16 protein-coding genes and 1 pseudogene are annotated in these 19683 nt (G+C 61.5%); all 17 read right to left on the bottom strand.

The window, feature by feature from the left end; genetic code table 11:
- Positions 1-3 precede the first annotated feature (3 nt).
- Complete coding sequence (tagH, locus tag MST27_RS20095; RefSeq protein WP_243607702.1) at positions 4-1197, bottom strand: type VI secretion system-associated FHA domain protein TagH; 1194 nt, start codon at positions 1195-1197, stop codon at positions 4-6.
- A gap of 20 nt (positions 1198-1217) precedes the next feature.
- Complete coding sequence (locus tag MST27_RS20090) at positions 1218-1352, bottom strand: type VI secretion protein (protein WP_243607701.1); 135 nt, start codon at positions 1350-1352, stop codon at positions 1218-1220.
- 327 nt (positions 1353-1679) lie between these two features.
- Complete coding sequence (locus MST27_RS20085; RefSeq protein WP_243607700.1) at positions 1680-3830, bottom strand: lipase family protein; 2151 nt, start codon at positions 3828-3830, stop codon at positions 1680-1682.
- A 6-nt stretch (positions 3831-3836) separates the two neighbouring features.
- Positions 3837-4586, bottom strand: coding sequence for a hypothetical protein (locus MST27_RS20080; RefSeq protein ID WP_243607699.1), 750 nt, complete (start codon positions 4584-4586; stop codon positions 3837-3839).
- A gap of 4 nt (positions 4587-4590) precedes the next feature.
- Positions 4591-5436, bottom strand: a complete 846-nt coding sequence (locus MST27_RS20075; RefSeq protein ID WP_243607698.1) for a DUF4123 domain-containing protein — start codon at positions 5434-5436, stop codon at positions 4591-4593.
- Entirely contained in the window at positions 5433-7526 is a 2094-nt protein-coding gene (locus tag MST27_RS20070; protein WP_243607697.1) for a type VI secretion system Vgr family protein, read from the bottom strand. The genes MST27_RS20075 and MST27_RS20070 overlap by 4 nt, the downstream gene beginning before the upstream one ends.
- 54 nt (positions 7527-7580) lie before the next feature.
- Positions 7581-7925, bottom strand: coding sequence for a YceK/YidQ family lipoprotein (locus MST27_RS20065; RefSeq protein WP_243607696.1), 345 nt, complete (start codon positions 7923-7925; stop codon positions 7581-7583).
- Positions 7915-9393, bottom strand: coding sequence for a sigma-54 interaction domain-containing protein (locus tag MST27_RS20060; RefSeq protein ID WP_243607762.1), 1479 nt, complete (start codon positions 9391-9393; stop codon positions 7915-7917). The genes MST27_RS20065 and MST27_RS20060 overlap by 11 nt, the downstream gene beginning before the upstream one ends.
- Positions 9394-9433: 40 nt before the next feature.
- Positions 9434-12037 (bottom strand): type VI secretion system ATPase TssH, encoded by a 2604-nt coding sequence (tssH, locus tag MST27_RS20055; protein ID WP_243607695.1) that lies wholly within the window; start codon positions 12035-12037, stop codon positions 9434-9436.
- Between the two features lie 12 nt (positions 12038-12049).
- The gene (tssG, locus tag MST27_RS20050; protein WP_243607694.1) at positions 12050-13057 is read right to left on the bottom strand and encodes a type VI secretion system baseplate subunit TssG; all 1008 of its coding nucleotides are present in this window, start codon (positions 13055-13057) and stop codon (positions 12050-12052) included.
- Positions 13021-14811 carry a type VI secretion system baseplate subunit TssF gene (tssF, locus tag MST27_RS20045; protein WP_243607693.1) on the bottom strand — a complete coding sequence of 597 codons (1791 nt, stop codon included), beginning with the start codon at positions 14809-14811 and terminating at the stop codon, positions 13021-13023. Before tssF ends, tssG begins: the two co-directional genes overlap by 37 nt.
- 28 nt (positions 14812-14839) lie before the next feature.
- The gene (locus MST27_RS20040; RefSeq protein WP_243607692.1) at positions 14840-15115 is read right to left on the bottom strand and encodes a PAAR domain-containing protein; all 276 of its coding nucleotides are present in this window, start codon (positions 15113-15115) and stop codon (positions 14840-14842) included.
- An 11-nt stretch (positions 15116-15126) separates the two neighbouring features.
- Positions 15127-15534 carry a type VI secretion system baseplate subunit TssE gene (gene tssE, locus MST27_RS20035; protein WP_243607691.1) on the bottom strand — a complete coding sequence of 136 codons (408 nt, stop codon included), beginning with the start codon at positions 15532-15534 and terminating at the stop codon, positions 15127-15129.
- A 4-nt stretch (positions 15535-15538) separates the two neighbouring features.
- Positions 15539-17017 carry a type VI secretion system contractile sheath large subunit gene (tssC, locus tag MST27_RS20030; RefSeq protein ID WP_243607690.1) on the bottom strand — a complete coding sequence of 493 codons (1479 nt, stop codon included), beginning with the start codon at positions 17015-17017 and terminating at the stop codon, positions 15539-15541.
- 26 nt (positions 17018-17043) lie between these two features.
- A complete protein-coding gene (tssB, locus tag MST27_RS20025) occupies positions 17044-17550 on the bottom strand; it encodes a type VI secretion system contractile sheath small subunit (RefSeq protein WP_243607689.1) in 507 nt (168 codons plus the stop codon).
- Between the two features lie 32 nt (positions 17551-17582).
- A complete protein-coding gene (gene tssA / locus MST27_RS20020; RefSeq protein ID WP_243607688.1) occupies positions 17583-19145 on the bottom strand; it encodes a type VI secretion system protein TssA in 1563 nt (520 codons plus the stop codon).
- A 292-nt stretch (positions 19146-19437) separates the two neighbouring features.
- Positions 19438-19683 (bottom strand): annotated as a pseudogene (locus MST27_RS20015) (hypothetical protein); the annotation flags it as partial.

The following is a 19683-nucleotide window of genomic DNA, read 5'->3' as shown; positions in this document are numbered from 1 at the left end:
GCATCATCCTTGAAGATCGGTATTGAGGGTGGCGATAAGGCGGACCTGCTCCTCGTAGGCCTGTGCGAAGTCGCGGGTGAACAGGCGCTCGCTCCAGTCGTCGTCCTGCTGCAAGTGCTGGTGCAAGCGCCGGTAGGCACGCCACCGGCTTCCCGCCGTGGCGATCATGGGTTTTCGGTCGCGCTCGAAGCGCATGACCAGTTGCTCGGGCGCGAGCTGCTCGAGCATCGCCTTGGCCGCGGCGCGGCTGCCGGCGACTAGCGCAACCTGGTGTGCCTGCAGGTCGCGGAAGGCGCGTCCGACAGCCTGTTCCGCCGGCAATTGCCCGCTTTTGCCGCCGCGTAACAATTGGTTGAGCGCCTCGCAGCTGTCGACGCCATGCTTGAGCGGGTTGTTGCCGGCACTTTGTACGGTGGTCAGCGACAGGCGCATTTCGTTTTTCAGCTCGCTGCGGGTGCGGAGCGCTTGTTGCAGCCCGCCGACTGACTGCCGGAGCAGGGCGGCTGCCTTGAGCGCCAGCGCCTGGCGGGCCTCCTCGTCAAGATCATCGAGCGGGACGCCCAACGCTTGGCCGAAGCGCGTCCAAAAGTCGGCGTTCAGCTGCTCAGGTTCAGGCATGGGTTTGGCCTGCGTTGCCGGCGGGGCGGCGACCAGTTGCGGGACCTGCAGATTCTCCTCGTCGATCTGGGCGTAGTCGCGCTGCTGGGCATGCGCCCGTGGCGGTGCCAATACCGCGGCCAGGTCATCGACCTGGGCGTATACCCGTTCCTGCTGATCCATGGCGGTCAGCGGATCGAGATCAAGAAAGGCATCGTCTGGAATGATGCTACCGGCCGGTTGCGGTCGGCCCAGCTCGCCATCGAACGCGGCTGGGTCCTGGATCAATCGCGCGCGTATTTCGAAATCGCCAAGGCAATACACGCTACCGTGCTCGATACGCTGAGCCTGGCCCTTCATCAGGCTGGCGCCGGTGTCCTTGAGCAGGATGCCGTTGCTGCTGGTGTCGGTAAGGAAGAAGGCGCCGTTGCGGTAGCTCACCTCGGCGTGACGCCCGGACAGTACGCGCTTGCGGTCCGGGATGACCCAGTCGCAATCCTGGTTCCGCCCGATGATTCCGCCGGCCTGTTTGAATGTCTTGCTGCTGATCAGCCCCGGCACGAACTGCTGGGCGCTGACCATATCGAAAACCAATTCCATGGTTCTGTGCTCCTGGTGGATCAGTTGCGGCGGGTGGAGGCCTGCGGATCGCCCAACGGACGATAATCATCGTCGTTGAACTTGTAGTTGCCGGAGCAGCCGGCAAGGGCGAGGGATGCGGCGAGTAAGACGTGGGCGCAATAGCGGGCTAGCACGCGATTTCCTCCTTGAAAGCGTGTGGGCAGGCGGCCCGCGCGGCGGCGGGCGCGGCGCGAGACTCAGGCTGAGCATTGAAGTTCACCCAGGTGTCCCTGTGGGTGAACGAGATCACGAAAAACGGCCGGCTCAGGTCTGAAACGAGAGCTGGGGCTATAAATACACGGCGCGAGCCAGATGCAACGCTATGGCTTAACAAGCGAGTACGGCGGACTTCAGGCTGACGGCATGAAATGCTAACTATCTTTCGCGATAGGCTAGCGTGCACCGCTAAAGCAGCAGAACGCTTCCCGAGTCTGTTTCCAAGGCGACGAATCGTTGTATCTCTAAGCGAGAGCAGGCTTTGGCGTACTCTGGATTTGCGCTAGCTGTGCTGCCTTGCGATTTGAAGCCAAGGCAAGCCACTGCTCTATCAGACTGGGGATATCGTCTCGCTGCCAGAGATCGCCAAAAATATCTTGAGCGATGAGCCTACGATCCGCTTCGTTCAGCAGCCGTTGTCGGGCACGGTTCAGCGCATCGCGTTGCTGGGTACTTAACTGGCGAACGGCAGTAATTCCGTCGCTATAGAGCTGCATCAGCTCCGAGTCTGTTTTGTCGTAGAAGCGGCTATCGTGGCGCAATCTGATCTCGTGTCGGAATTCGACAAAACTGCGTGGCCGCCAGCCTGCCAGCTCCTCTTCGGCTTTTTGTATAAGCCCATCGATGTCCGTAATTTCCGCACGCGTGAACAGCGCACCGCCACGCTCCGTAACGCTGCTATACCAGCGCAACATCGTGGTAAGCATGGCCCGACTATAGCCGCTGTCGCTTGAGTGCTCGGAAAACGAGGCTAGCTGACTAATGAACGCGGTGCGCTCAGGCATATCGTCTTTCAGGTTCAAAGCACCGGCGTAACGGGCGCAGGCTTGTTCGTCGATTAGCGCGCAGTTGGGTTGCCACATAACGGCACTTGCACTGCCATTGCCCGGTTTTCGTGTCGCGAAATGGCGTTGTTCGCCATGATGTTGATAAGGGTCGCCTTGCAGGTTGAGCAAGCCTCCCAGAAGTAAAGAAATGCCTATTGCCGGGGAGCTAAATAACGCGACGACTCCTGCCGCGGCGAGCTTCCATTCTGCGTCCATCCATATGAACGGAACTCCTGGAATTGGATCGTTGTGATTTACCAGGCGATGATGTGTTAGTTCGTTGGCGTTCTGGACGAACGCTTGATCGGCAGCGCGGGGGGCGCCATACGTATAGAGCTGCGTATCTTTAGACCAGTTCGAGTTTATCCATGCAGACAGAAGTAGCGCGACCGCACCGCCTAGACTGTGTCCACAGACGATAATGGTCTGCCCTATATAAAAGGCTTCCATATAGCGCTCGACGAACTTTTTGGCTGCGCTGAAAGCGTTGTAGAAGCCTCGATGCGCTTGGCCAGTACCTTCTTTGAACGGAACCTGTCGTGCGTCGGCGTCTAGCAGAAAATCCTTTAGCTCAAGTGTGCCACGCACGGAAATCAGCATGATCTTATCGTTATGGGTGATGAAAGCCTGAGTGTCGGATTGCTCGTGATGCAGAAAGTGCACATCTTCCGGATTGCGCCACCCCTTAGAGGCTTCTTTTTGATAACGCTCCGGATCGTACGGCATAACTTCCAAACGCTTGGAATAAGGTACTTCCTCGTACAGAAGGTGATAGCTCGCTTCACCAAAGAGCTGGGACTTTTCTAGGCGGGCCAGCTGTTCGCGCAAGACATGCCCTATCGAGCCCGGATTGGAGTAAGGAGGTGGGTTAGAAGCGTAACGTAATCCTGATTCCTGACGGGTACTGAACGGGGCGTAAGCGAACGCACCCATCACCGCCAGATGATAGGCGTTCAAGGCACAAAACTTTTTGTCTCTCGAGAGCAGCGGGCTGTATGCGCGAAGCGCTTTGACTTCCAGCAAGTGGTAGGTATCCGGTGCCAGAGCGATCCCCGGGTGACATTGTGCAATGCCCGCGTTGCACTTGAGCTGGGCGGTTGGACGAGGTTCCCAGGCGAGATCGCGCTCCGGCAGGTGGCCCGTGGCTTCGGCGAAATCGCTGACCTCCACGCGAAGGAACTGCGCGCCCTCTTGTTGCGCACGAGCTTCCGCCATATAGGTTTTGCCATCTGCACGACGGGGCCCAGTGGGGGATTGTTCAACAGCGATCTGCAAAGCTGTAAGTGGAAGGCTGAAGTTTTTCCGGATGGAAAGTTCTTCGTACCAGGGGTCGATGTACTGCGACGTAATCTCTGAAAGGTCGAGGACTTGAGGACCGCAATGCAGGTTTACAATCTGCGCAAACCCGTCACTATCCAGGTTGCCAGTAAGCGTCTGTCCTCGACTGTCGTGCAGCCTGTAAGGCAAGCCTGCGAAAGGGCGGCCGCTACCATGCTCGTCTACCAGACGAAAACTAACCTTGTGGTTTCCCAGTGGGCAGGCAAGCGCCTCCATGGCTGATTTGATCATCCTTGATCACTCCTTGCATTTTGGGTAAACGGTGCACTCTCTGCCATCCATTCTAAACGTGCCGAATACAGGCGGCTCTTGGCACTGCTGCCATCCCTCCTTCGGTACACATGGTTTCCAGCCTTGAGCCGTACTGAGCCATGTATTCCGTCTAGCAGGTCGCTCTTCCTGTTGGACTTGAAACGAGAGGTTGACGAATTTTCCGGGCAGCGTTTGATTTGCCAGGTACGCCCCTGCACCGCTGCAACTAAGGAGTTTGCTGATCTCGCCCTTCCGAGAGTGGGCTCGGCTGAGTTGAAAAAACCAAGTACATTCAGCCGTCTTGCTCAATCTTCCGTTGCCATCGAATCGCGGCGCACCTTCCGGCAGCGTGTCGACCAGCTCCAGCCCTCCATTGTCGTAGGTGCGTTGCCAATCCTTGTCGCCGTAGCGGCCGTTAATAAACAGGCCTACGCGAGCCAGGCGCATCTCGCAAAGACCGTCGCGGTAGTTGACCGGTATTCTGAATCGATACGCGTGAGGGCTGTCTTCGAAGTCACTCTCAAACGAACGCGTGCGGGCGCGGCCGTTGCAGCCGTTGGCGACACCATAGTGCGCCTGAGCCTCTAACGCGAAATCGGCCGGTAGTTCGCCCTCCAAAGTAAAAGTATCGGCGCCGACCGAGCCGAGCGTGCTGCAACCGCTGAGCAGGAGACCGAACAGTGCAGGCCATGCGTGAGCAAGCAGGAAGCGGCTTCGGAAAAAAGAAGATGTCATCTGATCAATCTCGTGCAGACTGGCTTGAAGTCAGCACTGAGCTGACTCGCGAAAAATGCGCTTCTGGCGTTTCCCGGTCGGCTGGCAGCCAGGCAGGATGCTCGGTCAGTTCGGGGTCGAGCCCGTAGCGGAGCAGAAAGTGCAGTTGCGGCTCGCTGTGCCATTGCCATTCCTTCGCTTTGTCGAGTTGATGGTCCAGCCAGTCGCTCACCACCCGGGTTTCGGCGAGCCGAGTGGTCGCCTGCGTATGGTTCTGCCATAGCCACAACTCGAGGTTGTGGTGCGCCACAGCACGTTGTACCTGCTCGGGCTCTCGGATGGACAGCCAAGGTTTTTCGAAGGGCTCGCGGTATTCCCCTGGCTGCTCGTTATCGAACCATTGCCAGTCCTGACCATCCCAGCAGAGCGCGCTGGCCAGTGGACCAAGCAGCAGAGGACGTTGGGACGCGTCCAGTTCGCCGAGGTGACGCGCGACGATGCGGTTGTCCTGCAATCGATAAAGCGAGCGCCGTCCTTGGTCGTCGGCAAACATGCGGTCTTGCCAGTGCTGGGCAAGGGCAGCCATGTCGGCATTATCGGTGCTGGCGAGCCATCCCCAGTTTTGCTCGGGTGCATCGACAAGCGGTTGTAGCCGCGTGTGATCCATTTCGTTCAGCCGTATCAGCCAGGGACCGACGCCGGCCATCTCGTCGACGTCAGTGCCTTGGTAGAGGTTGGCGTAGCTTTGCACCAGGTCCGATGAAAACAGGTGAGCGAGAGGCGCAGGCTCTGCCAGGCTATCGATAACCAGCAGCAGGTCCCGGCGCTCGGCCTGTTGTTTGTCAAGCCAGTCTTCAACCGTGCTGTTCATTGGCTGGCTCCTATTCCACACACGCCTTCCTTGCATGCTTCGCAGATCGGGCAGCGGCTGGCACCGATCTGCCGGGCTTTGCGTGCCAGTTGTAGTTGGGTATTGGCCAGTGCAAGCCTGGGTTTGGCGCCGGCCTTGTCTTGGTCAGCGGCCCAGGGAATCTGGGCGGCGAGGATGTTCACGCCAGAGCCTTTGCCCGGACTACCTCCCGAATTCATCTTGATGGTGGCGCCACTCAGCGTCACGCCGCTGGGGTCGAGCTTGAGGAAGCTTCCCCCCCCTTTGGCGGTGAGTTCCATACCTGCGTCGATGACGACCTTGCTGCCGGCGAAATAATGGATTTCGTTGCCTGCCTCGACGAATTGCCCAGTGCCGATCTTCAGGTGCTGAGTGTTCCCTACGGTGAGGTGGTCATTGGCGCGGACTTCGGTCTTGCGGTCGGCGTGGGTGGTGCGGTGTTCTTCGGCCTTGAACTCGCTGTAGCTGTTGGCTTCCACGGTGTCATGGCGTTCGTGGCCGACGCGGATTTTCTGGTCGTGCTCGATGTTTTCATCCCAGTCCCGCTGGGCGTGGACATAAATCTGCTCGACCCCCTTGCGATCTTCGATACGCAGTTCGTTGTAGCCGCCACCACCCGGGGAGCTGAGTGTCTTGAAGACGCTGCGAGTCTTGTTGGCCGGGAGGTCATACGGTACGACGTGCTCCTTGTGGTACAGGCAGCCGGTGACGAGGGGCTGATCCGGGTCGCCTTCGAGGAAGGTGACCAGTACTTCCATCCCAACGCGCGGGATGGCAATGCCGCCGTAGCGGTCGCCGGCCCAGCTCGAGCTGACGCGCAGCCAGCAGCTGGTCTTGTCGTCGGCCTGACCTTCACGGTCCCAGTGGAACTGGACCTTTACCCGGCCGTATTCGTCGCAATGGATTTCCTCGCCGGCCGGGCCGGTGACCACGGCGCTCTGGCTGCCCAGCACCTTTGGTTTGGGGTGACGCAGGGCGGGGCGGTAGGGCACGTCCCAAGGCGTCGCGGTGAAGCGGTTGCGGTAGCCTTGGCGGAAATTGTGGTCATCCCTCAGCCGGGCGCCCCCGTTTGAGAAGTCGGTGACCGATTCCTCCAATACCTGCGGTTGTTTGCCTTCGTGGAAAACTTCGGTGAGCAGCCAGAGCTGGTTCCAGTCGCTACGCGGGTGTCCGGTCATTGGAAGGAAGTGACCAGTGACGAGTCGCGGTTGGTCACTTAGTCCTTCGGCCAGTTCGTAGTCGCTGCGGTGGCGCTCAAGCGCCCGCTGCGACAAATGCTTGCCTCGTTCACGCTCGACGAACCGACCGGGGTAATCGTAATCCTCCAGGTCTGGCTGGAAGTCGCTCTGGAAAGCGGCTTCCATCCGCAAGCGTGGCTTTTCGAAATCGTAGTCGCGGCGGGTAACGCGGCTGGTGCGGGTCTCCAGGCGTAGGCCGAAGCGCTTGACGACCGGCCTGTCGGCTACCAGTCCCGAATCTTGCTGGTAGTCGACCGGCATCAGTTTCGGAAATCCTGTCTGGTTGTCGCCGAACACCAGTACATGGCCCGACGGACTGTGCTGGAAGTGGTAGTGAATGCCTTCTTCCTCGCACAGGCGCTGGATGAAATGCAGGTCGGTCTCGTCGTATTGCACGCAGTAAGTACGGGTTGGGTAGGCCGCACCCAGCTGGAAGCGGTAGGCGTCGCCCTGGATCCCATGTTCCTCCAGCACCTGGGCGATGATCGCGTCCACGGTCATGTGCCGGAAGATGCGCTGGCCGGTGCGATGGCCCAGGTAGGCCATGCGGGGCCGCAGGCTGATCCGATAGCGCGTCATGCGCCTGCCGGAGTCGCCCTGTGCAACGCGGTAGATCTGGCCGTGAATACCGCTGCCGGCGGGGCAGAGGGCCAGAAAAGCCGGGCGATGCAGCAGGTCATCAAGATTCAGGTCGGGGCGCTCGCTGATCAGCTCCAGCTCGAAGCTGTAGGGCTGGCTGACGGCTTCTCGGCCAGTGAATTCGAGCACCTGCAGATCGTGCTCGATACCCTCGATGGCGAGGCTGAAATGGGTGTCGTTGGCCGGGTTGAACATTGGCAATCCTTGTCCGGGTGGTCTTCCATGGGCCTCAAGAAGGCCGGTGTAAGGCTATCGCTTACCGATCCACGGTTCCGTGGTACTGATCAAATCGATAGGTAGCAGTACGGTGTCTATCGCCGCATCAACCGGTACTGAGAGAAGCGTCAACGGCACACAGGCAATGGTCGTGTAGCAGATGAAGGTCGCTGCAGCCGAAGGGTCATAGGGCTCCTTCGCGCCGGTGACGCCAAGAAACGCGCCGTCCTGTTGCAAGCCCGGATAGGCGTCTGGATAACCATTGGCGCGCCGGACCACCGAGCCGCAACCTCCCAGCAGCCCTGTTAGTCCGGCAATGACAGTTGCAACCGGGCAGCGTCGGAGCATCCGGTTTCTCCAGTTGAATTCAAAGATCACCGGCGTTCACCCCCAGCCGATCCATGCGGTACAGCAGGGTGCGACGCGGCAGGCCGAGTTCACGTGCGGCCTGGCTCTGATTGCCACGGTTCTTGCGCAGGCAGTCAACGAGAAGGTTGCGCTCGACGCGCTCGAGGCGTTCGCGCAGATTCAACGTACTGTCCAGTTCATCGTTCACGGGGCGCAGGCTGAAATGCGCCGGTAGCAACTCGCCGCCGTCACACAGCAGCACGGCGCGTTCGACCAGCCCCTTGAGTTCACGAACGTTACCGGGGAAGCCATAGCCTGACAGTTGTTCCAGCGCCGCGTCCGACCAGCGCACGGCGTTGCGCTGCAGGAAGCCGCACGCCTTTTCGGCGAAGTGCCGAGCCAGGCGCAGAATGTCCTGGCCGCGGTCGCGCAGCGGTGGAAGCTCGATGGGGAAGATGGAGAGCCGGTAGTAAAGGTCTTCGCGGAAGCGGCCCTGTTCGACGCGTTTGTGCAGGTCCTGATGGGTCGCGGCGACAATGCGCACGTCGACCTTATGGGTGCGTGTGCTGCCCAGCGGTCGCACCTCGCCTTCCTGTAGCACGCGCAACAGCTTGGCCTGTAGCGTCAGCGGCATGTCGCCGATCTCGTCTAGAAACAGCGTGCCGCCGTTGGCGGCGTCGAACAGGCCTTCATGGTCGCGATCGGCACCGGTAAATGCCCCCTTGCGGTAGCCGAACAGTTCGCTTTCGAGCAGATGCTCAGGCAAGGCGGCGCAGTTCTGCACGACAAATGCCTGGCTGCGACGGGACCCGCAATCATGAATGGCGCGAGCGACGAGCTCCTTGCCCGTGCCGGTTTCACCGGTCAGCAGCACGCTTACCGGGTTATGCAGCACCTTCCCGATCAGCCCATAGACGGTGCGCATCCGGGGACTGTCCCCTATCAGGCCATAGCCACTGGCGCAGGGTCGCAACGGCGGCGTCGGTGCGCTCGCGGGTTGCGCTGTGTCGCGCAGGCGATTGAGCAGCTGCGCCTGGCCAAGGGCGAACCGGCCGAGGCGGGACAGCGGCACGGCGGCGCCCGCGAGGTCCTGCTTGGCAATACTCGCCGCCACGAGGAGGCCGACGGCGTGTCCGTCGGGATCCAGTAACGGCAGGCAAAGCAGGCTGTGCCAGGGGCGCGACGTTTCCGGCAGAAAACTGGTCTGGTGCAGACTGGCATCGAGCGGCGCGATGCTCAGCTGCCGGTTCTGGCTGAGGCAATACTGCAGCAATTGTTCGTCGTGATAGTCGCTGGGTACGCTGGTCACCTCGTGGCGCTGCACGCCCTCGAACCATTCGGCCGACAGCGTCAGACGCGTATGGGTGGCGTCGAGCAGGTAGAGCTGAGCGAGCGGGCAGCGCGCGATCTGCGCCGCCAGCTCGATGAGCCCGCCGAGCCAAGCGTCGGTATCGCTGCACCATGCCAGCTTGGCCAGGCGCTCGAGCAACGTCTCCATGTCGCACGGCGGGTCCGCTTCGGCGAACACGGGCGGGACCTTAAGCGAACTCACAGACCACCGCTCCCTCGCCGTCGAGCGTGGCATGCACCTGACGCAGGGCTTCTCCACCCGCCATGGCATCAAGCAAACGGTCGACGACCAGTGGCTGCAAATGCTGGTCAATCAAGTGGTCGATCAGTCGTGCACCGCTTTCGCCATGCGTGCAGCGTTCGGCCAGATGCCGCACCAAGGCCTCGCAATGGCTGAATTGCAGTTGGCGACGCGCGAGCCGCTCGCCGAAGCGCGACAGCTTGAGTGCGACCAGTTCATCGAGCACCTCGCCCTGCACAGGGTAGTAGGGCACTACGCGCATGCGGGCGAGCAGTGCCGGCTTGAAGTGCTGGGTCAGTGCCGGGCGGATCGCCAGCTCCAGGTCTTCGGTAGCGGGTCGCTGACCACCGGCGCAAAGGCCGGCGATGCGGTCGCTGGCCAGGTTGCTGGTCATCAGGATCAAGGTGTTGCGGAAATTGATCTCGCGGCCTTCGCCGTCGTTGGCGACGCCTTTGTCGAAGATCTGGTAGAACACGTTCATCACGTCCGGATCGGCCTTTTCGACCTCATCAAGCAGGACGACCGAATAAGGCTTTTGCCGCACCGCTTCGGTGAGCATGCCGCCCTCGCCATAGCCCACGTAGCCTGGCGGAGCGCCGATCAATCGGGACACGCTGTGCTTTTCCTGGAACTCGGACATGTTGATGGTGGTGAGGAAGCGCTCGCCGCCATAGAGCAGATCGGCCAGTGCCAGCGCGGTTTCGGTCTTGCCGACGCCGCTGGGGCCGACCAGCAGGAAAACGCCCACCGGCGCGTCGGGTCTGTTCAGCCCGGCCGCAGTGGCGCGCATCGAGCGGTCCAGCGCCTCGATGGCCTGCTCTTGGCCACGGACCCGCTGACGCAAGTCCGCGGCGAAGCTCAGCACTTTGCTGTTGTGCTCGCGGGCGAGCTGAGAAAGCGGCACACCGGTCCAGTGGCTGATCACTTCGGCCACGAGGCGTGGGCAGACTTCGAAGCTGACCAGGCGCTCGGCGGCCTGGGCGCTGGCGAGTTCGGCCTGTAGGTCGCGCATCTCGGCTTCGAGCTGTTCCAGATCCGGGGCGCGTTTCTCTCCGGCTTCTTCGGTACTGCCTGCCAGGCGGAGCGCGGCGCACTGCTTTCGCAGCTCCAGAAGGCGCTCGGCCAGGGTCCGCTGTGCCGACCAGCGGGTTTCCAGTTGCTCGAGCTCGGCGCGGGCTGCCGTCAGGCGGGCCTCCAGGGCATCGAGCGTCTCGGTCTCGATGCGCAGACCGACTTCGAGATCCCGGCGCAAGGCCAGGCGCTGGCGCTCGCCTTCGGCGATCTCGCCACGCAGTCGCTCTAGTGTTTCAGGCGCCGCCGCCAGGCTGATGCGCACCCGGGCGCAGGCGGTGTCGAGCACGTCGACTGCCTTGTCCGGTAGCTGTCGGCCGGCGAGGTAGCGGGCCGAGAGCTCGGCAGCGGCGACCACCGCATCGTCGCGCAGGTAGATTCCGTGACTTTTCTCGTAGACCGGGGCGAGGCCGCGCAGGATGGTCAGGGCTTCGTCGACGGTGGGTTCGTGCAATTGGACAGGTTGGAAGCGACGCGCCAGTGCCGGGTCCTTCTCGAAGTACTTCTTGTACTCGCTCCATGTGGTGGCGGCGATGGTGCGCAATTCGCCCCGTGCCAGCGCCGGCTTGAGCAGGTTGGCGGCGTCGCCGCTGCCGGCCTGCCCCCCGGCTCCAATGAGGGTGTGCGCTTCGTCGATGAACAGTATGGTCGGCTTCGGGGCGCCCTTGACCTCATCGATGACGCCTTGAAGGCGGCGCTCGAATTCGCCTTTCACGCTGGCGCCCGCCTGGAGCAGGCCGAGGTCCAGGCACAGCAGCTCCACGTCCTTGAGCGTTTCAGGCACCTCGCCGTGCGCGATGCGAAGTGCCAGCCCTTCGACAATCGCAGTCTTGCCGACACCGGCTTCGCCTACCACGATCGGGTTGCTCTTGCGCCGCCGGGCAAGGATGTCGATCAGCTGGCGGATGGCGCTGTCACGGCACAGAACAGGGTCAAGCTTGCCGTCGCGGGCCTGCTGAGTGAAGTTGTGGGTGAAGCGTGCCAGATTCGATTCACCTGCCGCGGCCGGCTTGCCAGGAACCGTCTGGGGCTGTTGGGACAGCGCAAATTCACGTAACCGCTCGGTGTTCAATCGCGCCAGCAAGGGCTGGTAATGACTGCCGGCGTAGCGCATCGGATTACGCAGCAAAGCCAGGATCAGCGCTGCCTGATCGATCTGGCTTTGACCAAGTTCCAGATTGCCGACCAACAGCGCGTCCTGCAGCCACTGCACCAGCTCGGCAGAGAAAACCGGGTTTCGCGATTCGCTGTGCTCGCCTCGTGGTTGCAGTGCTTGTGTCAGCTCACCCGCCTCGACGCCGGCATCCTGCAGGGCACGCCTGAGCATTCCATCGGGCCGTTCCAGCAGTCCCAGCAGCAGGTCTTCGACGAGGATCTTGCTGCCACCGCGCATGACGCAGCGCTCGGCCGCGTTTTCAAGGTCGCGTTTGGTCTCGGCATCCAGTGCCTGGACGAGTTGCTGTAGATCTACGTTGATCATGGTTCATCTTCCTTAATGAATCTGGCTGCCCAGGGTGACCATGCCATCGGCGCGCTCGCTGCCGAGCCAACTGGTCCAGCCGAGGCGGCAGGGGTTTTCGGCGCCGATGCGCAGGTCTCGGATGTCGTCACGCCGCAGTTGAAGGCGAATGTCATAGTCGAGCGGGTCGCGAAGGGTGAAGCGCACCAGCGCGCACAGGGGTTGATAGCCGGTACCGACCGGCAGGAATTCATGGAAGCGGTGCCAGCTCAGCTGACGGACGTGGATGCGAAACTTGCCGCCGCGGTCCCGTACACGTTCGCCCAGCACCAAGCTTTCGCCGAGCTGGCTGTTGGCGCGACCCAGCCGGTTCTGCTGCTCGGCGAGAATGTCCACCTGCCGCTCCAGGCACTGCTCGATGCGCACGTCGGCGTGCTTGAAGTAATAGCGCAGTACCGATTCGATCAAGGCGGCGGAGTGCGCACGGAGGCTGAGCAGGCCGAGGTAGGGCAACAGCCTTTTCCAGTTGAGCTCGGACGCGGCACGAATCTGCTCGCCGCCCAGCCCGATCAGTGCAAACAGTTGCTCGGATAGGGGGTCACGTGCGCCGCTGGTAAAACGGGCGCGGTAGCGATACTTCTGCCAGATCGGCACCATCAGGCGCTGCAGGCGATTGTTGAACAGATCGAGAAACTCGCGCGTCGGATTTCCCTCGGCCCCGTCGCCCAATGCCTGGTCGGCGTAGAAGGCAGGCAGCGGCGAGCCAGCACCGAAGAGGCTGACCAGATTGATGCGCAGGCGTGCGCGCAGCTCACCCTCCTCTTCGAAGAACTCGACCCGGTCGATGTCGCTCCCCGGGAAACCCAGACTCGGGTTGGCCTGGAACTCCAGATGCTCGTAGAGCCGTTCTTCATCCAGATCAGGATGGGCGGCCTTCAAGCGGTCCATTATCAGCAGTACACCCTGGAACAAGCTGTACTCGCGGATACCACGGCTGAGCCGAGTCAGAGCAGGGGCTGCTGTCCCATGCGCGGCGTCCATTGATACACCTCTCCTTGTGTGCTCCTGACGCGCAACTCGTGATACGAATTGAGGCTGGCGTACAGCGCGAAAAATTCATTGAGTATCGAGGCGAAGAGGAACAGGTCGCCTTCACCCAGATAGCCCTCGGGGTCCATGACCAGCTCGGTACGCACGCCGCGCACCGGCAGGCCGCGATGCAGTCGGTCGACGTGCTGGTGTCCGATCTGCTTGAGCCCACCGAGCAGACGCTTGCTGACCTTTTCAGCGTGCTGGTCGTAGTAGCGCGGCAGGTCGTATGTCTCAAGGATCACCTTGAGCGCCTCGACGTTGGCGAGTGACAGGTAGTTGAGCGACATGTTGCTGATCAGCTTCCACAGGAAGTCCCGATGCAGCGGCGGCGCGTAGCTGGGCGTGACCGGACTGATGTTGCGAAAGGTCAGGAATTCGGGAGTGCCTTCGCTCGGCAGGCAAATGTCGCCCAGGCGCAGCTGGCGCGGAAGGTTCTGGTTGGTGCATGTCAGCTCGATGGAGAGCGTCTCGTGTTGGTCGAGATTGCGCAGACCGAAGCTGAGGTAGGTATCCAGGCCATCGCCGAGCATCGAAGGCTGTTGGCGTACGCTGTAATGTGGGCGCGCCACCGGGACGTCGAAGCTGGGATCGTGCTCGAAGGACTCGAAGGCGACATATTCCTCGTAGCCCATGCCGCCAGGCTTCCAGCCGGTCACGCGGTCGACCGAGAAGACACCACAGTGGCTGCTATCGAGCTCCGACGGCATCAGCAGATACTGATCCTGCTTGCCGTCGAGGCGAATCGGAATGGCGTCGTGCTCGAAGAGATTCACTACCGGCGTGCAATACAGCCGCACGTTGTCTCGAGTCGGGCGGATGCGCTGTGCGCCGGCCTTCTGGATATCGAAGCGCAGCTCGAAGCCTCGGGCGTGCTCGAGCACATCCTGCGGCAGCCGTTTGAGCACATCGAGACCGAGCAGGTCGACGAAGAGGAATTTCTCCTGGAAGGCGAAATATTCCTGCAGGTAGCGGTAGCCCCGGAATGTGTTGAGCGGGTAGGGGATCAGGGCCTGGTCTTCGGCAAAGCCCACCGGTTCCAGACTCGAGGACGGCAGCCTCAACGCCGGCAGATCCATCCCGAATCCGTCCCGGAAGGGTTTACCGTCAGCGTCCAGCACAACCAGCTCGACACTACCGAGATGGCGCAGCAGGCTCAGGTAGAGCATCTGACTGATGTACCGTTCGCCGGCCAGATGCAGGCGCAACTGCTTGAGGTTCAGCTCGCCCAGATGTCCGTCGGCCGTCATCTGCAGACGCAGGTTCAGCAGGGCGCCGCCGCCCTTGACCGAATAGTCCAGTCCTTCGAGTGCCAACGGCAGCACCTCGGTGGTGTAGGCGGTACGGAAGCGGCAGGTCACGCCCTGGATGGGCTTGGATTCGACCGGCGTGTTGCGCGGCACCGTCAGCGCCGGGCCGGGTCGCTTCAGCGGATCGAACTGCAGCATGCTGAAGGCCGGCAGCGGGCGCATGTAATTCGGCCACAACAGGTGCATCAGGGAATGGGTCAGTTCCGGCAGCTCATCATCGAGTTTCTGCCGCAGGCGCCCAGTAAGGAAGGCGAAGCCTTCGAGCAGTCGCTCGACATCCGGGTCGCGCCCGGCCTGACCGAGAAAGGGTGCCAGCGCCGGACTGCGCTCGGCGAAGCGCTTGCCCAGCTGGCGCAGGGCGGTGAGCTCGCTTTGGTAGTAGTGGTTGAAAGACATCAGTCGGCCATCCCTGTAGAAAGCATGATCAACCGCCGATCAGGATGGTGCCGGACCCGGCGATCACAGGACTGCCGTGGTCGCCTGCGGTACCCACCGTGGTGGCCGGTTTGCCGTTGATCAGCACCGTTGGGATGACCGCATTGGCCAAGGCACTGCCGCAGGACGTCGCGTCGCCCATGCGTGCGGCCGGCAGGCTGTCGAACAGCACATCTGGCGAGCCGGCGGCAATAGGGTTGGTGCCGTGGCCCTTCTTGGGACAAGCGGTCGGGTCGCCCAGGCGGGCTGCGGGTTTGCCGGACATCCGTTGTCTCCTTACTGGACCTTGACCTGTCCGCTGCCATCCAGGCTGGCGGAGAAGCTGACCTGGCGCTTGAGGCCATCCACTTCCAGCAGGCCTTCTATGGTGAAGGCGAGGGTAAGCGGGTCGTGGGTTCGCGGCAGCGACAGCACGCGCACCTGGGTCAGCCTGGGTTCGTACGCTTCGATGAAGCGCTCGATGGCGATACGCGCCTGCTGCAGTGAGTCGTGCAGCGACAGGCGCATATCGTTGAGATCGGGCAGCCCGTAGTCGGGCAGCGTTTGCACGCTGCCCGCCCGGGTGCTGAGCATTTTGGCCAGATGGGCAGCCACCGAGGCCATCGCCGCAACTTCGCGGCTCCAGCCGGTGCGCCGATCGGCGTCGCCACCGAGGCGCTCGAAGAGGCTGCCGTATCCGTTCAAATGCTTATTCCTTGTCCAGCTTGCCAACCAGCGACAGGGTGAAGTCGGCGCCCATGTACTTGAAGTGGGGGCGCACGTTCAGGCTGACGCGATACCAGCCCGGCTCGCCTTCCACATCGCTGACGATGACCTGTGCGGCCCGCAGCGGACGGCGGCTGCGTACTTCGGCGCTGGGGTTTTCCTGGTCGGCGACGAACTGGCGGATCCACTTGTTCAGTTCCAGCTCGAGGTCGGTGCGCTCCTTCCAGGCGCCGATCTGCTCGCGCTGCAGCACCTTCAAGTAGTGCGCCAGGCGGTTGACGATGAACAGATAGGGCAATTGGGTGCCGAGCTTGTAGTTCAGCTCAGCGTTCTTGCCTTCCTCACTGTTGCCGAAGAGCTTCGGCTTTTGCGCAGAGTTGGCGGAGAAGAAGGCGGCATTGTCGCTGCCCTTGCGCATGGTCAGTGCGATGAAGCCTTCTTCGGCCAGCTCGTATTCGCGACGGTCGGAGACAAGGACTTCGGTCGGGATCTTGGTTTCGATCTCGCCCATGCTTTCGAAGTGGTGCAGCGGCAGATCTTCGACCGCGCCACCACTCTGCGGGCCGATAATGTTCGGGCACCAGCGGAACTTGGCGAAGCTGTCGGTCAGGCGGCTGGCGAAGGTGTAGGCGGTGTTGCCCCACAGGTAATGCTCGTGGCTGTTGGCGACGTTTTCCTTGTACACAAAGGATTTGACCGGGTTGTCTTCCGGGTCGTAGGGGTTGCGCAGGAGGAAGCGCGGCACGGTCAGGCCGACGTAGCGGGCGTCTTCCTGCTCGCGGAAGCTTTGCCATTTGGCGAACTGCGGGCCTTCGAAGTGATCCTTCAGGTCCTTGAGGTCCGGCAGACCGGTGAAGCTCTCCAGCCCAAAGAATTTCGGGCCGGCGGCCGCGATGAAGGGGGCGTGGGACATGCTGGCGACACTGGAAACGTACTGCAGGGTCTTGATGTCCGGGGCGCTCGGGTCGAAGAAATAGTTGGCGATCAGCGCGCCGACCGGCTGGCCGCCGAATTGGCCGTACTCGGCGGTATAGATGTGCTTGTACAGGCCGGACTGGACGACTTCAGGGCTGTCCTCGAAGTCATCAAGCAGGTCCTGCTTGGACGCGTTGAGGATTTCGAGCTTGATGTTTTCGCGGAAGTTGGTGCGGTCGACCAGCAGCTTCAGGCCGCGCCAGGAGGATTCCAGCGCCTGGAACTGCGGGTGGTGGAGTATCTCGTCCATCTGCCGGCTGAGCTTGGCGTCGATCTCCGCGATCATGCGGTCGACCAGCGCCTTCTTTACCGGCTCGTGCTCGTTCTGCGGCTTGAGCAGTTCTTCGATGAAGGCCGATACGCCGCGTTTGGCGATGTCGTAGGCCTCGTCGTCAGGGGTCAGTTTGGTCTCGGCGATGATCCGGTCGAGAATGCCGAGATCGGCGAGGTTGTTGCCGCTTTCGACGGCTGCAGCGCTAGTGCTCATGGTATTGGCGTTCCTTGTCCAGGTGATCAGGCGTCCAGGTGTTGTTTCGCGGCCAGGCCCAGCTCGCCGAGCACGCGCTCGCGCGAGTCGCCGTCGGCCAGCACGCTTTCGATGGCCTTGCGGAAGGCTGGGGCGTTGCCCAGCGGCCCCTTCAATGCAACCAAGGCGTCGCGCAGCTCCATCAGCTTTTTCAGCTCGGGTACTTGCTCGACGAGGTTGGCGGGATTGAAGTCCTTCATCGAACCGACGTTCAGTTGCACCGCCAGTTCTTCGTCCGTGGCCTCGTCCTGCAGGCGGTTCGGCACGGCGAAGGTCAGGCTTAGCTCCTGCTTGGCCAGCACTTCGTCGAAACTGTTCTTATCGATGGCGATCGGTTTACGGTCTTCGATCTTGCGATCGTCGGCGCGCTGGGTGAAATCGCCGAGCACCATGAGCTTCAGCGGCAGTTCGATTTCTTCCTGGGCACCGCCGGTGGCGGGCTTGAAGGTGACGTTAATGCGTTCCTTGGGGGCTACCGAGCCTTCTTTGGCCATGGGTGTTCTCCTTGAATGGGTGGCCCGGGGGCCTAATCGAGCACCACCTCGAGATCGAGGTGGCACAGCCTGCGGTAAATCTCGTCCTTGCTTTCACGCACCGCATGGTTTTGCGGCAACACTTCGCAGCAGTGATGCAAGAGGCGCAGCACTTCGAGGGCGAGATCGGGTTCCCAGTCGCCGAGCCCGGTGGCGGTCAGCGTCTGGTCCAGTGATTCGAGTTGAGTCTTGGCGAGATCGTATTTCTTGGCGTGCAAGCACAGCCGAGCCAGCGTCAGTTGCCAATGGAAGCGTTCGCGCCCGCCTTTCGCATGATTGAGCCCTTGCTTGAGTTGTTGCACAGCGCGCTTGAGGCCATCTTTGCGCAGCTCTGGAAGCACGTCCGCCAATGCCTGTTCCCAAGTCGGTGTTGACCCATGCGCGCTGATCATCGGCTCGTTCGCCGCTTTTTCTGGCTGAACATGCGGCATGACGCGGGCGGCAATCCATGCGCGCGTTTCGGCATCGGCGAAGGGGGTACCGTCATGAAAGCGCAACTCGTCGAGCCCAGGCAGGCGCAGCAAGAACAACGCGAGCTGGATCTCTACTTCACGCATCGCCTGTTCGGCGTCGAGTTGTTGCAGGCACTCCCAGGCGATGCGTTGGCCATCGAGCCAGAAAGGCGCGCGCGCAATGCTTGTCTCCAGGTCAGCTATCAGGTCCGCATACACACCCTGAGCGAAACGCTCTCTATAAGTAGCCAGCTTGTCAGCGGGCAATCCTCGTAGTGCAGTGACGTTTTCGGCATTGCGCTCGGGCAGGCTCTCAATGGGCAGCCACAGCAAGGTCCGTGCAAGCCGAAGGGCTTTGAGGTCGGTAGCGTTCTGCTTCAGCCACCAGCTGCAAAGCGGGCGAGCTTGGTCCTGAAGGTTGCGCAGACTCTTATGGGCATCCTTTTCATGCTCGACCGGTGTGGTGGAAGTAAAGACATGCGCGGCGGCTTGCTTGACTTGCGCAATTGCGGCGCCGACAGGACCTGGCTGGGGGTGGGACGCGCCTGCCCGCTTGACCATCTCATCGAGGCGCCGGCAAAGCGGCAGAATCAGCGGAGCCTGGTGACCGAGGTGTGTCGCCAGGCACGCTTCCAGATTGCGCAGCTCTTTGGCGATCTGTTCGAAAAGAGGGAGTTGCTCGGCCATCGGGACGTGCTCGGCGAGCACCTGTTCCATGCGCGGCACCAGCCAGCTCAAGGCTGCCGCTCGGGTTCGGTCCTTGCGTGGGTGCACATCTTGCCAATGGTCCCGGCAGAGGATCCCAATCATCACCAAGCCTGCATGCAAGCCGGCAAAAGATTCCCTTTGATACTGGCTCCAGGTGAGCCATACCGCAACGCGCAGATCTTTGGACTGTTCCGCTAGAAGGGTTTCGGCATCTTCGCTCACGGCTTCCCAATCAAGGGATCCCGTTATATGTAGCGAAGCCGCTTTGCCGATCTCCTGCTCCAACGCTTCATATGCAGGCGTGTAGCGGGCGTCGTCGCCTGCAAAGCTGGTGGCCGATATTGGCGTATTGGCTACCGCTGACAAGCGAGCGGATAGCTTGGTAGAAAACGTCATTCCATGACCTGACTTCGTTTTGTGCCTACAGGCGGCACGGGCGCTTCAATGCGCAGAGTTCGTTGCATGCAGCGGGCTGCATGCTTTCGAGGTGGGCATCCTAGGCGGCCACGGTTGCGATGAATGTGAAGTGGTTTCCATCTAAGGCTTCGGCGGGACCAGGCGAATGGGGTTAGGCGCCAATAATGTGGATTGGTTAACTTCTTCGCTTGGCGTTTGGCTGAACTTCCCGCGGCGCTCTAGGTCCCGACACCCAGAAGGTGCTGTATCTTTAATAAGGGTATTCCAGCCCTCACTGCAGCGCGGAGAAATGTGTTGACCTGCCTGTGTGGCGCCCTATAATGCGCACCTTCTCCGGCGCGGGCCCTTCGAAAAACCATTTGTATATCAATAGGTTATCGAGATAAAGGGCTTGCACGGAGGGCGGATTGGAGTAGAATGCGCCAAGCTGGCAGGGCGGAGGTTGAGCGTTGCTGGCGGCTCTGGTCGGATGATCAGGGTGGTGGAAGGGGGTGGTTGACAGCGGTTTTGGACGCTG

Origin of the sequence: Stutzerimonas marianensis, from assembly GCF_022810315.1 — a bacterium.
Classification (GTDB): Bacteria; Pseudomonadota; Gammaproteobacteria; order Pseudomonadales; family Pseudomonadaceae; genus Stutzerimonas; species Stutzerimonas marianensis.
Note: the sequence above shows the minus strand (reverse complement) of the source record. Positions and strands in the feature narration are given on the sequence as shown.

Excerpts from the sequence above, each read along its gene's own strand:
- MST27_RS20085 (WP_243607700.1), bottom strand. The coding sequence starts at position 3,830 with ATGATCAAATCAGCCATGGAGGCGCTTGCCTGCCCACTGGGAAACCAC.
- tssC (WP_243607690.1), bottom strand. The coding sequence starts at position 17,017 with ATGAGCACTAGCGCTGCAGCCGTCGAAAGCGGCAACAACCTCGCCGAT.
- tagH (WP_243607702.1), bottom strand. The coding sequence starts at position 1,197 with ATGGAATTGGTTTTCGATATGGTCAGCGCCCAGCAGTTCGTGCCGGGG.
- tssB (WP_243607689.1), bottom strand. The coding sequence starts at position 17,550 with ATGGCCAAAGAAGGCTCGGTAGCCCCCAAGGAACGCATTAACGTCACC.
- MST27_RS20080 (WP_243607699.1), bottom strand. The coding sequence starts at position 4,586 with ATGACATCTTCTTTTTTCCGAAGCCGCTTCCTGCTTGCTCACGCATGG.
- tssH (WP_243607695.1), bottom strand. The coding sequence starts at position 12,037 with ATGATCAACGTAGATCTACAGCAACTCGTCCAGGCACTGGATGCCGAG.
- tssF (WP_243607693.1), bottom strand. The coding sequence starts at position 14,811 with ATGTCTTTCAACCACTACTACCAAAGCGAGCTCACCGCCCTGCGCCAG.
- MST27_RS20060 (WP_243607762.1), bottom strand. The coding sequence starts at position 9,393 with ATGGAGACGTTGCTCGAGCGCCTGGCCAAGCTGGCATGGTGCAGCGAT.
- MST27_RS20040 (WP_243607692.1), bottom strand. The coding sequence starts at position 15,115 with ATGTCCGGCAAACCCGCAGCCCGCCTGGGCGACCCGACCGCTTGTCCC.
- MST27_RS20070 (WP_243607697.1), bottom strand. The coding sequence starts at position 7,526 with ATGTTCAACCCGGCCAACGACACCCATTTCAGCCTCGCCATCGAGGGT.
- tssG (WP_243607694.1), bottom strand. The coding sequence starts at position 13,057 with ATGGACGCCGCGCATGGGACAGCAGCCCCTGCTCTGACTCGGCTCAGC.
- MST27_RS20075 (WP_243607698.1), bottom strand. The coding sequence starts at position 5,436 with ATGAACAGCACGGTTGAAGACTGGCTTGACAAACAACAGGCCGAGCGC.
- tssA (WP_243607688.1), bottom strand. The coding sequence starts at position 19,145 with ATGACGTTTTCTACCAAGCTATCCGCTCGCTTGTCAGCGGTAGCCAAT.